The sequence below is a fragment of the Clostridium sp. ATCC BAA-442 genome, assembly GCF_964239415.1.
GTDB lineage: Bacteria > Bacillota > Clostridia > Oscillospirales > Oscillospiraceae > Flavonifractor > Flavonifractor plautii.
The window spans coordinates 31631-45068 of sequence record NZ_CAXSQB010000031.1; the positions used below are offsets into that span (position 1 = coordinate 31631).

The window sequence follows — 13438 nt, forward strand, 5'->3', positions numbered from 1 at the left end:
GGGTCCGGAGGAGAAAGCTCCTCCGGGCCCGTAACCGTTTCAAGTCGATTGGACGGTTCCTTACTTCACCAGCTTGCAGTCCTCGTCGATCATGTCCCGCATGTCGCCCATGATGGCGTGGGGCACGGGGATGTCGACCATGGTTTTCAGGCCGGGACGGGCGTTGATCACGTGGGGAATGCAGTTCATGATCATGGCCATGGTGCCGATTCCGCCCTCGATCTCGGGAGTATTGACCATGTTGACCGGGGGAATGCCCTGAATTTCCACATAGTCGCCGGTATGGATGCCCACCTGCTCGGGTTCGATCTGCTGAGGGTGGTCCATTTCGATCTTCACCTGGCCGTCCACGGTGCCCCAGCCCTTCATGGCAACGCCCGCCACATGGCCGGCGGCGGCAAAGCCATAGGGGGACTTGCGGTCCACGTCGGTGACGATGGGCTCCATGTCCTGCTCGAATTTATCCAGCTTCCAGCCCAGAGCGTCGGTGATCATGCGGATGGACTCGGCAAAGCCCACGTGGCCGGTCATGGTGCCCGCAGCCTTCCGCTTCTCAAATTCGGCCACCTCCAGGCCGATACCCTGCTCCTCCATGACGGCGGGGCCGAAGGGAGACAGGCTGTTCACCCGGCGGGAGACGATGTGATCCACGCTCTCGCAGGCGCCGGTCCACAGGATGACCAGCAGATCCATGATAAGGCCGGGGTTGATGCCGGTGCCCAGCACGGTGACGCCGTTCCTCCTGGCGATCTCGTCCAGCTTGGCCGCCAGCTCAGGCTCCTGGGCCTGGGGATAAGCCATCTCCTCGGCGGAGGTGATGACGTTCATGCCCCGCTCCATAACAAACACCAGTTTGTCATAGACATCACGGGTAAAGGAGTTGGTGCACACCACCACGATATCGGCGGCGCCGGGCCGGATGACCTCCTCGGCGGTGCCCACGATCACGTCCTCGCGGTCGCCGCGCTCAATGCCGGGCACCACGTCATACAGGCTCTTGCCCAGCTTGGCGCCGATGTCGATGGCGCCCACAATATCCACGCCCTGCTTTTTGCAGAGCATCTTGCCGATGCCGCCGCCCATGGCGCCCAGTCCCCAGAGAATTACCTTCACATTTTTCATGCTGCATTCATCCTTTCCGTTACAGGTCGTGTGGTTCAGGTTCTGTGTCCTGTCTGCGGATAGAAAAAGCAAAGGGTGTGCCAGTTTTTCCGGCGCACCCTTTGATCTGTATAATATTTCAATTAAATTCTTATATTTTCCATTTATATGGACAATTAGCCGGGGTTTAGAGGACATCCACAAAGTTTTATTCTGAAACGGCCTGTGAGCTGCTCTGGCAAACATGCACCAAAACAGGTTGACAAGGCGCAAAAAAATGGGCATTGTGCCCACTTTTTTGCGCCCCCCAAGAAGCCGTTAATAAAGAATTCCATATTTTTTCAGCTTGTGCTGAAGGGTCTGCCGCTTCATATGCAGACAGGTTGCGCACTGGGATACGTTCCCCCGGCAGCGGTCGAACATGGTGCGTATCGTTTCCTCCTCAATGCGCTCGATATAGTCCTGCAGGGACTCGCCCGCCTGAAAGTCTGTGCCACGCCGGTCCACGGCCTTGCCGGGCGCGGGCAGGTCCAGGAGCTCTGTTGTAAAGCCGCTGTCCCCATCCATCATGAACATGGCCTGGATCAGGATGTTCTCCAATTCCCGGACGTTTCCCGGGTAGTCGTATTCCATGAGCTGGCGCAGCACATCCCGCGGCAGCTCCGACAGGCGCTTTCCCATCTTCGCATGGTGCTTTTCAATCAGCGCCTGGGCCAGATAGGGGATATCGCCCCTGCGTTCCCGCAGGGGCGGAATATTCAGGGTGACCACGCTGAGGCGGTAGTATAGGTCCTGACGGAGTTTTCCCTGGCGGATCAGGTCGACAGGGTCTTCATTTACAGTAGTGATTACCCGGACATCCACCGGAATATCCTCTGAGCCCCCAACCCGCCGGATGTAGGACTCCTGCAAGACCCGGAGCAGCTTGCTCTGGAGCTCATAGGGCATGGAGTTCAGCTCATCCAGCAGGAGCGTACCGTGGTTGGCCAGCTCAAACAGGCCCGCCCGGTCCACCGCTCCGGTGAACCCGCCCTTGGCGGTGCCGAACAGAAGCCCCTCCAGCAGGTTGCTGGGCAGGGCCGCGCAGTTCTGCGCAATAAAGGGCTTCCCGCTCCGCGTTCCACCGTAGTGGATGCTCTGGGCGAACAGCTCCTTTCCGGTGCCCGTCTCCCCGTAGATCAGCACCGGCATGTCGTTTTGCGCCGCCCGCTTGGCCCGCTCCATGCTCTTCTGGAACTTGGGATCACGCCCGATCAGATCGGAAAAGTGATAGCGTTTGAGCTTCTGTTTTTTGGATGTCTCCTGCGTCCCCACCTGACTTTGCAGATGGGCCAGCCGGTCGCACAGCTCCGACAGCTGAGTTACGTCATTGGCTACCTCGATCACGGCGAGCAACTTCCCGTCGGCATCTTTGACCGGAATGGTAGTATTAATGGTGTGAATATATTTGCCGCTGGCGTTGATGTACCGCTGCGGCTGATTGACGGTGGATGCCCCGGCCTGGAGCGCACGGTAAATCGTACTGGACTCCAGATCCATGTGAGAAAACGCATCCTCAAAACGCCGGCCGACCACATCTGCCGGCTCCATCTGTTCCATCCTGGCCATAACGGAATTGTAAAAAATGGAGGTCCCCTGCCCGGCCACAATATGAACCCCTTCATTCAAAAGGCCTAAGAGCGCCGACAGGATCTCCTTATATTCATTTTCACGCACTATGATATCTCCCAGTACACGCTGTGACTCTCTTTTGCGAGAGCCCGTAAAAGTAATCAAAGCTAATATAACATATAAAGTCACAGAATTTCAACGTCAGATTTTGACCACTTGAAAAACCAGGCTGGAGGCAGAGGACGCTTAAGACCACACCGTGCAGGCAGCTATAACTCGGAGGCAAAAGAGGATAGTATGCACAGCAGCCGGAAAATCCGCTCTGGATTTGATGCCGGCGGGCAATTTTATTTGGTCTAATCAAATAACTTTTTTAGCTGTTACAAATTCTTTTCAATCTGGATCGGGCAGGGAAAACACCGTATCCTCTATGGACAATGATGACAGTCAAAATAGAAAGAAACCTGTCTTTGACCGAAGTCAAAGACAGGTTTCTTCGCCGGGTGATGGCTACAAAAAAGATGCAGTGGTTGCAGGTCTGCACCAAAAACCAAATCGCAACCCAGCAAAGCGGTTGCGGTTTGGAAAGGAGCCGCGACAAAATGAGTGAGCGGTGACTTTTACAAAAAAGTGGCCCCGATATGACGTCCGCGGCGACATGTCCTGTGTTGATAAAAAATGCACTTTGATAAGGGCTTGGGATTAAGGTTGATTCTATAAAGAAAACCGTTTGAATTCCTCAAGTGTCGCTTCAAGTATCTGTCTGTTTTCGTGCTCAGGCTTTAAATACTGTTGCATTTCTTCAAATATTTGATCGAGATTTTGCAGGTCTGAGTCTGTATATATTAAAGTAAAAATATTAAACTTTCGGTAATATTCTTTGTGCTTCTGCATCTCTTTTTCAAAATTGGCTCTGGCCTCTAAATTGATTTCTTTTTGATTTTTTTCCTTTGTCCTGGATAAGTACCCATGTGTTGACCAGGGAGAAAATTCAAATCCCTGTTTCTGCAATGTATAGGGATTAATAATCGTGAAATCCAACCGATACCTGTGCTGTGTCTGAAGACCGCCATATCGCAATTCTGGGATCAAGAGCGGAATTTCGTATGGCTGCTTGCTGCTTAACACCAACTCGCAATACTTTTTGGCAATCTCCATTTCATAGGGTGATCTCGTTTGTCGAACCATAATATTTTGAAAAAATACCAGGTATTGTTCTATCGTAAAAAACTCTATTCTTTGCGGTGAATGGGGAACGACAAGTCCTGTCTCCAGGACATGTCCGATGGTCCAGTAGTTTGGTTTAAAATGTCGAATTTCACTGACATCGTTTTCCCATTCTCCATTTTTAAAACGAGGGGTGATGAGAAGTCCATAGCTTGCATTTGTTTGCCCAATCCAAAGTGCTGCTTCTTCCTTTTTAGGGCGTTTTTTTGCCAAGGCATCGCAGTTGCGCCAATATGTGCGCTTTAAAAAAAGAGTCACATATTCTAAGAGTTCCGGATCACTTGTCAGTTGCTGCTGAAACTTATACGCCGCCCTGGATGCCTCTTTTCCCGCATCGACGGTCTTTATGTGGTTTATAAGCCCCTGGAACCAACGGGCGGCAAATTCCTCAGGTGAGCTTATCACGTCATCTGTAACATTAAGATACGTCGTGTGCTTCCCTCCGATTTTTGCGTGGAGGGATAATTGCTGAGATTTGAAGTCATCTGGATTGTCTTTGCTGAAGGCATGGCGCCGCAAGATACTAGGAAGCAGTGCGTCCAGTTGACATGTTAGCTGCGCAATCTGTTCTTTTTTCTGTCGCGCAAACCACTGCTTTCCTGTCATAACAGCCACCCTTTACACATTTTTCTCCCAGAGTATTGCTGTAATTATATCAAGTATTCCTATTTTATGCAACTCAATATTAATCTCATGTGGTTATGACACAGGGGGGGCAGATCCCAAAAATCTTCCATTTTGTATCTCGATTTCAGCTCGTTTGCACTTTCATGCCTCATCTCCGAAGTGAATACAGAAATAGCTGAAAGTCCTGTCATGATAAGGCTTTCAGCTATACCCCCCTATCCGCCAGTCTCATGTAAACTGTTCGAATTGGGTGGGGGCATTCAAAAACCTTGGCGCAGGCGGAATTCACTTCCGCCGGGTATGTGAAGTCCTCACGGTATTCATAAAAATAACCACACCGAAAGGTCTGGTTATTTTTATGCGAATAATGGTTAAAACCGATATTTCTGCAAAATCGAAAAACGCCGCAGAGCGGCGATCCCAAATCACAACCCAGCGCAGCGGTTGTGATTTGGGAAGGAGGAGCAGCAAAATAAATGCGCTCTGACTTTTTAAAAAAGTCGGAGCAAACGATTTGACGTTTGCTCCGACGTGGTCTGAGTGTCATGAAAGGATCTGTGGAAAATATAGTAATATCAATGGTTTGTAAGCGGGAAGCAAGGAGTTTTATCCAATCAAATCATATAATCGGAAATATCCTCCGCCTTTTTCTAATGCATCAAACTGCGCCTTGATTTGCTCATTCCGTTTAACATTCATGCCATTAGGAAGATATTTAAGGTCCTCTTCCTTGATGTCAATCTCTGCAATATCGTTTTTCTCACCGTATTGCGGGAAATTGACCAGCCAATAACCGTCTACTTCTTGTTCATAACAGATCCAACCCTGCATTCCTTTGTGTACGCCTTCCCGGGCATAGCTTTCTTTTTCCACAATCACTTCAACACAATCCATCATCTGCATTTTATTCACCTCCGTACGGTGTTGTCAGTCGTATCTCGCCGGTAGACTCAACCATCCAACCTGATATAAACGATACTGTTCCATCGCCATTTCTTCTCGGGATTTCAATTCTGATACTTATTCTTTGACCTGCGAAATTTAACCTTCCCAATTCATAATTTCCAGATACATACTTTTCCCTTGCCTGTCGTTCTATTTCTTTTTGCAGCCAAAATGCATCCACAACTGTATAGCCCCATTCATGAAACAGTTTATCTTTCCCGTGTGGATGTTCACCTCTGGTATTAAACAGATATGGGTCAAATTTGCTGTATGCGCTATGTGCTGCAGCGTTGCTGACAACAATGGTATAAGGAATCGGGTCTAATGTGCAGTGACAGTATGGATGGTGCGGACAAAGCGGAGCTTTTTCCTTCTGAAACCAACAGTCATCCAGCCTCAAGCATTCCTCACAGTGAGTTTTGCCCTCTGAATGGTGCGTTCATTTGACCCAGCTTGGTAGTCCTGCACTCTTTTGTATTGTGCCGAAATATCGCTTATAGTACAACAGTTATTCCCCCTTAAAAGTACAAGAAAATTATTTTTCATAATATAGGGGGAAACAGGCAAAAAGCTGCATGTTTCTGTACAACTTTTTTAGAATAATTTTAGAAATAAAAAAATCGGAGTATCCCGGAGGATACTCCGATGGTGCGGGCGGCGGGAGTCGAACCCGCACACCATGAAGGTAACGGAACCTAAATCCGTCGAGTCTGCCAGTTCCACCACGCCCGCATGATAACTCAGTATACTATTCCCGTGCAAAATTGTCAATTGCACTCTGCGGAGCGGGCAGTTATAATAGAGAAGAACGTAAACCGCAAGGGGGAAACCGACCATGAAACGTGCTCCGCGGATTGCCGCGATTCAGGATATCTCCGGCTTCGGCCGCTGCTCCACCACGGTGGTGCTGCCGGTATTGGCCGCCATGGGCGGGGAATGCTGCCCGCTGCTTACCGCCTGCCTCTCCGCCCACACCGCGTTTCCGGCCAGCGAGAAGGCCACCTTTCTGGATCTGACCGGCCAGATGGCGGGGACGGCGGCCCACTGGGCGGAGCTGGGGGTGACCTTTGACGCCATCTACAGCGGCTTTCTGGGCTCTGCCGGGCAGATCGGACTGATTGAGGACTTCTACCGCCAGTTCCGCCGGGAGGGGACGCTGGTGCTGGTGGACCCGGTGATGGGGGACCACGGGAAGCCCTACCGCACCTACACGCCGGAGCTGTGCGGGCGTATGCGGGATCTGGCGGCCCAGGCGGACGTGATCACCCCCAACCTGACCGAGGCGGCGCTGCTGCTGGAGGAGGACTACGCCGATCTGCCCCGGGACGAGGAGGGGCTGCGGGCGTGGCTGGAGCGGCTGAGCCTGGATGGGCGGCGCTCGGTGGTGCTCACCGGGGTGAGCCTCCGGCCGGGCGCCATCGGCGCGGGCTGCTTCGACCGGGCCACAGGGCGCATCCGCTTTGCTATGGCCAGGCAGGAGCCGGCCCAGTTCCCCGGAACCGGCGACCTTTTCGCCAGCGTGGTGCTGGGGGCGATGCTCCAGGGGGAGCCGCTGGAGACAGCGGCCCAGCGGGCGGCGGAGTTTGTCCAGCGGTGCGCAGCCCACACCCTGGCGCTGGGCACCCCGGTTCTGGAGGGGGTCCAGTTCGAGCCGCTGCTGGGAGAGCTGATGCAGAGATAAGGGAATCCCCATGCCGCCGTACTTCGGCGGCATGGGGATTTGTCTATTGGGCGGACTGGTCCAGGCGGGTGAGCAGGCGCTCCAGACGGACGGCCTGCTCCAGGGTGCAGTACTCCACCGGGCGGCCCTCCACCAGATCCAAAAACGCCGCGGCCTGCCGCGCAAAGCGGAGCCCGGGCGGCTCGGCGAGGTGCTCCGAACGCGCCTCCCCCTCCGGGGCGTAGGGACCGTCCGGGGCCTTGGGCCAGTAAGTGAGGACGCCTTCCTCCACACTGGCGCGGAGAAGCCCGCCCTCGCCGGAGATGCACAGGTGGATGCCGTCCAGTCCCACCCGGCTGACGGAGACGCTGCACAGCGCCCCGCCGGTTCCCCGGCCGCAGAACACGAAGGCGTCGTCGTTCTCCACACAGGTGTTTCCCTGGCCGTCCGGCCGGCGGTTGGGGAGGAAGGTGCCGCCGTAGCCGGCGGCCTCGGCCAGCTCCACGCCCGCTGCATATTGGAGCAGGTCCAGCAGGTGGCTGCCGAAGTCGCCCAGAGCACCGCTGCCGGAGGCGGAGCGGCGCATCCGCCACTCCAGAGGGACCGCGGGGTCGGCCAGGCGGGTGCCGCCCTGGCTGGCCTGGGCCAGATAGACCCGCCCCATCCGCTGGCGGAGGAGCGCGCGCAGCCGCTCCACCACGGCGGTATAGCGGTAGACATAGGCCACCATCACCCTGGCATCCCGCCGGGCCAGCAGCCGCTCCGCCTGCCCCGGCGGGGCGGTCTGGAGCCCCAGGGGTTTTTCCAGAAGCACGGCCTTGCCCCGCTCCACCGCGCGCTCGGTATAGGGCAGGTGGAACTGGTTGGGAGTGCAGAGCACCACTGCGTCCACCACGTCCAGCAGCTCCTCCAGGCGGGTGGTCATCCGTACCCCGTCAAGCCCGTGCCGGATGCACAGCCGCCGGCAGCCCTCCAGGGTGCGGCTGCACACAGCGGTGACGGTACAGCGCCCCGCCTGGGCCAGAAAGCCCTCCACATGCCGGTCGGCGATGGCCACCGTGGTGCCCGCGCCGACGATTCCAATCCGAATTCCCATACGTCCGCTCCTTTTTTCAGCTTCACTCCATCATAGCACGGAGCGGGACGTTTGCAAAGCGGTTTCAGCGCAGGCGGAACAGGCGGCGCAGGTGGATGCCCTGGGCCTGGAGGGCGGCCAGGTAGAGCACGCCGCCGAACAGCAGGCAGGCTAAGGCAGCGGGGAGAGCCTCCAGGCCGGCGCGGCGGAGCACCTGGAACAGAAGGTTGATCACCAGCCCCATGAGCAGGGCGGAGAGGGCGGGGGCGGTGCACCACTGAAAAATCTGGGCCCGCAGGCCGGTGGCCCGGCGGACGGCCCACCAGTTGAGGAGTACCCCCAGGGCGGCGGAGGCGAGAAAGCCCGCCACATAGCCCCTGAGCCCCACGCCGGGCAGGCCCATGAGGAAGAAGGTACAGCCGAGCTGCACCACGCCGCAGAGGATGGAGTTGCGGGCGGCGGCCCCCGGACGGCCCACGCCGTTGAGGGCGGAGGCGAGGACGGACTGGTAGCAGGACAGGAGCACCCCGACGGACAGGGGGAGAATAGAGCGGCCCACGGTGGGTTCCCGGAACAGGGCGGCGCCCAGGGTGGGGCCCAGCACCACCAGAAAGGCCATGGCGGGGAGGATCAGCACCGAGGTGGCCAGCATGGAGCGGTCCACCCGGTGCTGCACCAGACCCCGCTGCCCCAGGGCGGCGCCTTCAGCCAGCTTGGGCACCAGCACCAGGCCCAGCGCCCCGATGAAGGCGGTGGGCAGGCAGAGCATGGGCAGGGTCATGCCGCACAGCACGCCGAAGGCGCTCATGGCCTCCGAGACCTCCGCCCCCGCGTGGACCAGCCGCTGGGGGATGAGCACAGAGGTGGCCGAGCCCATTAGGTTGCCCAGCAGGCTGGTCAGCCCGATAGGGACGGCGATGGAGGCGATGCGGCGGTTGAGCTGCCGGTGCTCCAGCGGCGCGCCGGTCAGGCCGCCCGCCCGGTTCAGGTGCCGCCGGGCCAGCAGGAGCAGGGTAACGGCGGAGAACAGCTCGCACAGGATCATGCCGGTGACAATCAGCCCCACCGTCCGCTCCGGGTTCTGGGGGAGAAAGACCACCAGCAGCCCCAGCACCGCTCCGGTGCGGATGAACTGTTCACACAGCTCCACCGCCGCCGGCGGACGGATGTTGCCCGTGCCGTAGAAGAAGTGCTTGTGCAGGTTTTCCACCCCGGTGAGCAGGATGCAGGGCAGCAGGAGCAGCAGGCCCAGCTGGGTGCGGGCGTCCCCCAGCAGATAGACCGAGATGGGGTCGTAGAGCAGGACCACCACCGCAGCCACCGCCGCAAAGAGGAGGAGAAACACCGCCAGGCAGCGGCGGAGCACCTGGGCGATGGCGGCCCGGTTGCCCCTGGCGTGATACTGGGAGGAGAGGTTGGACACTGCCACCGTCAGACCCACGGCGGTGAGGGCCATGATGACGGAGAACACCGGCATGATGAGCTGGTACAGCCCCATGACCTCCGCGCCGATCAGCCGGGAGAGCAGGATGCGGTACACGAACCCGAGAAATTGGGAGACGATACTGGTGCCCGTGAGGATCAGGGTACCGTAGAGCATAGAGGTACGGTCGAGTTTCAAGGCGCACCCTCCTTTCCCTAAACCCTATTCACCACGGGTTGTCCCCCATACGCGGGAAAATCTTTGACAAAACGGCCGCAAGCGCGTATGATAAATCCATTCATACTTTGTAGTATGGAAGAAAGGGCCAACCGTGGCGGCCAAAGTGATCCATGTGCCCTGATGTTCCCCAGCAGCGCGCCGGCTCTCCTGTTCAAACACTGCGGGAGGGCACCGGGCCCAGCATACCGGGCCTTCCACATGGGCAATGGATACCGCCCCATGTTCCTGTCCCTGGCCGATCTGCCTGTGCGGGATGCGCTGCCGGGCTGCGGGTATGAGTGGAGACCGCCCGGCTGGTCTGCCATGAAAAACCGGCCGGTTTGCTGATTATCCTGAGAGATCTGGAGTGGCCTTTTCCTGATTTATGCATCCTGACCACAAATTTTGATAAAAAAATAACGCTTTTTTCTTGCATTTCACTTGCCTGTTGGCGTGGAAAGCAGTATACTTATTAGGAAGGTTTGTGTTAAAAAAATAACGATTATAATCGCAGGCTTTGATATTGGATTAAGGAGGCAGAACAAATGGGATTTGTGAAGCTGGAAAAGCAGGGCCATGTGGGCATCGTGACGATCGACCGTCAGGAGGCCCTGAACGCCCTGAACAGCCAGGTTCTGAGCGATCTGGACGCGGTTATCGACCAGGTGGCGGCGGACGATGAGATCTATGTGATGATTCTGACCGGCGCGGGCCGCTCCTTTGTGGCGGGAGCCGACATCGGTGAGATGAAGGGCTTCTCCTCGATCGACGGCAAGAAGTTCGGCGTGCACGGCGGCGGCGTGTTCCTCAAGCTGGAGAACCTGTCCAAGCCCGTGATTGCGGCGGTAAACGGCTTCGCCCTGGGCGGCGGCTGTGAGCTGAGCATGGCCTGCGACATCCGACTGGCCAGCGAGAAGGCCCGGTTCGGCCAGCCCGAGGTGGGCCTGGGCATTACTCCCGGCTTCGGCGGCACCCAGCGGCTGCCCCGCATCGTGGGCGTCAGCAAGGCTATGGAGCTGATTCTGACGGCCAAGACCATCAAGGCCGACGAGGCCAAGGCCATCGGCCTGGTCAGCGAGGTCTACCCCGCCGAGGAGCTGATGGATAAGGCCATGGAGCTGGCCAACGCGATCTGCGCCAACGCCCAGATCGCCGTGTGCGAATCCAAGCGCTGCATCCGCATGGGCATGCAGACCGACATCCACACCGGCTCCGCTTTCGAGGCCGAGGCCTTCGGCGTTACCTGCGGCACCGAGGACAAGAACGAGGGCATGGGCGCGTTCCTGGAGAAGCGGGCTGAGAAGCACTTCCAGAACCGGTAAACGGTACATATGACGCCTGTCATCGCAAACCTGTCCGACCAGGTATGGAATGTTCTGATCAAACCAATAGAAAAGAGGTTTTTTACTATGAAGAAGATTGTGGTCATCGGCGGCGGTACCATGGGGCTGGACATCGCCCAGGTATTTGCCCGCAACGGCTATGACGTTGTGGTGCGCGACATCAAGGACGAGATCATCCAGGCCAGCGAGGCCCGGCTGAACAAGGGCCTGGATAAGCTGGTGAGCAAGGGCAAGCTGGACGAGGCCAAGAAGGCTGAGATCCTGTCCCACATGAGCTTCACCACCGAGCTGGCCGCCGCTGCCGATGCCGATCTGGTGGTGGAGGCCGCCATCGAGAACCTGGACATCAAGAAGAGCATCTTCGCGGAGCTGGACAGCCTCTGCAAGCCGGAGACCATCCTGGCCTCCAACACGTCCTCCATCTCCATCACCGCCATCGCGGCGGCCACCAAGCGGGCCGACAAGTTCATCGGCATGCACTTCTTTAACCCCGCCACCGTCATGAAGCTGGTGGAGGTCATCCGGGGCGCCCACACCTCCGATGAGACCTACAAGACCATTGCCGAGCTGGCCGCCGCCATCGGCAAGGAGCCCGTTGAAGTCAATGAGGCCCCCGGCTTTGTGGTGAACAAGATTCTGGTTCCCATGATCAACGAGGGCATCGACCTGGTCTACACCGGCGTGGCCAGTGTGGAGGGCGTGGACACCGCCATGAAGCTGGGCGCCAACCACCCCATGGGCCCCCTGGCCCTGGGCGATCTGATCGGCCTGGACGTATGCCTGGCCATCATGGACACCCTGTACGACGAGACCCACGATCCCAAGTACCGCGCCTCCCTGCTGCTGCGCAAGATGGTCCGCGCCGGCAAGCTGGGCCGTAAGACCGGCATCGGCTTCTACGACTACTCCAAAAAGTAAACAGGGCAGACGCAGTTCCCTATGCGAGCAACGACGGGCGGGAGCCCCTGACTCCCGCCCGCCCGTTCTGAAATATAAATCTTAGGAGGAAGGCAACAAATGGATCTGCACCTTTCCAGAGAGCAGGAAATGCTCCGCAAGATGTACCGTGACTTCGCCGAAAATGAAGTCAAGCCCCTGGCCGAGTGGGTGGACGAGAACGAGGCGTTCCCCGAGGAGACCGTCAAGAAGATGGCGAAGCTGGGGATGATGGGCATCTATTTCCCCAAGGAGTACGGCGGTGCCGGCGCGGACGTTCTGTCCTATGTCATGGCCGTCGAGGAGATGAGCAAGGTCTGCGGCACCACCGGCGTTATCATCTCCGCCCACACCTCCCTGTGCTGCGCTCCCATCTATGAGAACGGCACCGAGGAGCAGAAGAAGTATTACCTGCCCAAGCTGTGCTCCGGCGAGTGGATCGGCGCGTTCGGCCTGACCGAGCCTGGCGCCGGCACCGATGCCCAGGGCCAGCAGACCACCGCCGTGCTGGACGAGAAGGGGGAGAACTGGATCCTCAACGGCTCCAAGATCTTCATCACCAACGCCGGCTACGCCAACGTGTTCGTGATCTTTGCCATCACCGGCGTTACCACCGACAAGCGCGGCCGCAAGAAGAAGGAGATCTCCGCCTTCATCGTGGAGCGCACCGACCCCGGCTTCTCCGTGGGCAAGCACGAGAAGAAGATGGGCATCAAGGGCTCCTCCACCTGTGAGCTGATTATGGAGGACTGCATTATCCCCAAGGACCGCCTGCTGGGCAAGCAGGGCAAGGGCTTCGGCATCGCCATGAAGACCCTGGACGGCGGCCGTATCGGTATTGCCTCCCAGGCCCTGGGTCTGGCCGAGGGAGCCATCGAGGAGACCATCAAGTACACCAAGGAGCGCGTCCAGTTCGGCCGGCGCATCTCCCAGTTCCAGAACACCCAGTTCCAGCTGGCTGACATGCACGCCAAGACCGAGGCGGCCAAGTGGCTGGTGTACTCCGCGGCCATGAAGAAGGAGAACCACGAGCCCTACACTGTGGACGCCGCCATGGCCAAGCTGGTGGCGGCTGAGACGGCCAGCGACGTGACCCGCCGCTGCGTGCAGCTGTTCGGCGGCTATGGCTACACCCGTGAGTACCCCATGGAGCGCATGATGCGCGACGCGAAGATCACCGAGATCTACGAGGGTACCAGCGAGGTGCAGCGCATGGTCATCTCCGCCAACCTGGGCGTGAACTAAAGGAACTGGAGGGAAAATTACGATAT

12 protein-coding genes and 1 tRNA gene are annotated in these 13438 nt (G+C 57.7%); 5 read left to right on the forward strand and 8 right to left on the reverse strand.

Features of this window, described 5'->3' with window-relative positions; genetic code table 11:
* Window positions 1-60: 60 nt before the first annotated feature.
* Together ord and ACESY8_RS13160 are read right to left on the reverse strand one after the other, a co-directional pair.
* Window positions 61-1122: a 2,4-diaminopentanoate dehydrogenase gene (gene ord / locus ACESY8_RS13155; RefSeq protein WP_035300013.1), complete on the reverse strand. Its 1062-nt coding sequence runs from the start codon at window positions 1120-1122 to the stop codon at window positions 61-63.
* Between the two features lie 297 nt (window positions 1123-1419).
* The gene (locus ACESY8_RS13160) at window positions 1420-2901 is read right to left on the reverse strand and encodes a sigma-54 interaction domain-containing protein (RefSeq protein WP_434307889.1); all 1482 of its coding nucleotides are present in this window, start codon (window positions 2899-2901) and stop codon (window positions 1420-1422) included.
* 241 nt (window positions 2902-3142) lie between these two features.
* On the opposite strand from ACESY8_RS13160, the gene ACESY8_RS13165 reads away from it, so the two are divergent.
* A complete protein-coding gene (locus ACESY8_RS13165; protein ID WP_152970536.1) occupies window positions 3143-3322 on the forward strand; it encodes a hypothetical protein in 180 nt (59 codons plus the stop codon).
* 104 nt (window positions 3323-3426) lie between these two features.
* Here the strand turns inward: ACESY8_RS13165 and ACESY8_RS13170 are convergent, their stop codons facing one another.
* The 4 genes from ACESY8_RS13170 to ACESY8_RS13185 all read right to left on the reverse strand — a co-directional run bounded on the left by ACESY8_RS13170 (window position 3427) and on the right by ACESY8_RS13185 (window position 6243).
* A complete protein-coding gene (locus tag ACESY8_RS13170; RefSeq protein ID WP_434307890.1) occupies window positions 3427-4545 on the reverse strand; it encodes a hypothetical protein in 1119 nt (372 codons plus the stop codon).
* Window positions 4546-5172: 627 nt separating this feature from the next.
* Entirely contained in the window at window positions 5173-5469 is a 297-nt protein-coding gene (locus ACESY8_RS13175; protein ID WP_152970535.1) for a hypothetical protein, read from the reverse strand.
* Window position 5470: 1 nt separating this feature from the next.
* Window positions 5471-5911 (reverse strand): hypothetical protein, encoded by a 441-nt coding sequence (locus ACESY8_RS13180; RefSeq protein ID WP_082382951.1) that lies wholly within the window; start codon window positions 5909-5911, stop codon window positions 5471-5473.
* 246 nt (window positions 5912-6157) lie between these two features.
* Window positions 6158-6243: transfer RNA gene (locus tag ACESY8_RS13185), tRNA-Leu, on the reverse strand.
* Between the two features lie 103 nt (window positions 6244-6346).
* Here ACESY8_RS13185 and ACESY8_RS13190 point away from each other — a divergent pair.
* Window positions 6347-7192 carry a pyridoxamine kinase gene (locus tag ACESY8_RS13190; RefSeq protein ID WP_204682172.1) on the forward strand — a complete coding sequence of 282 codons (846 nt, stop codon included), beginning with the start codon at window positions 6347-6349 and terminating at the stop codon, window positions 7190-7192.
* A gap of 43 nt (window positions 7193-7235) precedes the next feature.
* Here ACESY8_RS13190 and ACESY8_RS13195 read toward each other — a convergent pair whose 3' ends face one another.
* Both ACESY8_RS13195 and ACESY8_RS13200 read right to left on the reverse strand, forming a co-directional pair.
* Window positions 7236-8267: a Gfo/Idh/MocA family protein gene (locus ACESY8_RS13195; RefSeq protein ID WP_204682170.1), complete on the reverse strand. Its 1032-nt coding sequence runs from the start codon at window positions 8265-8267 to the stop codon at window positions 7236-7238.
* A 64-nt stretch (window positions 8268-8331) separates the two neighbouring features.
* The gene (locus tag ACESY8_RS13200) at window positions 8332-9867 is read right to left on the reverse strand and encodes a putative polysaccharide biosynthesis protein (protein ID WP_131971410.1); all 1536 of its coding nucleotides are present in this window, start codon (window positions 9865-9867) and stop codon (window positions 8332-8334) included.
* 566 nt (window positions 9868-10433) lie between these two features.
* Between ACESY8_RS13200 and ACESY8_RS13205 the strand changes: the two genes are divergently transcribed.
* The 3 genes from ACESY8_RS13205 to ACESY8_RS13215 all read left to right on the forward strand — a co-directional run bounded on the left by ACESY8_RS13205 (window position 10434) and on the right by ACESY8_RS13215 (window position 13412).
* The gene (locus ACESY8_RS13205) at window positions 10434-11210 is read left to right on the forward strand and encodes an enoyl-CoA hydratase-related protein (RefSeq protein WP_007493348.1); all 777 of its coding nucleotides are present in this window, start codon (window positions 10434-10436) and stop codon (window positions 11208-11210) included.
* 87 nt (window positions 11211-11297) lie between these two features.
* Entirely contained in the window at window positions 11298-12149 is an 852-nt protein-coding gene (locus ACESY8_RS13210) for a 3-hydroxybutyryl-CoA dehydrogenase (protein WP_024723552.1), read from the forward strand.
* A gap of 99 nt (window positions 12150-12248) precedes the next feature.
* On the forward strand, window positions 12249-13412 hold the full coding sequence (locus tag ACESY8_RS13215; protein WP_007493351.1) for an acyl-CoA dehydrogenase: 1164 nt from the start codon (window positions 12249-12251) through the stop codon (window positions 13410-13412).
* Window positions 13413-13438 lie beyond the last annotated feature (26 nt).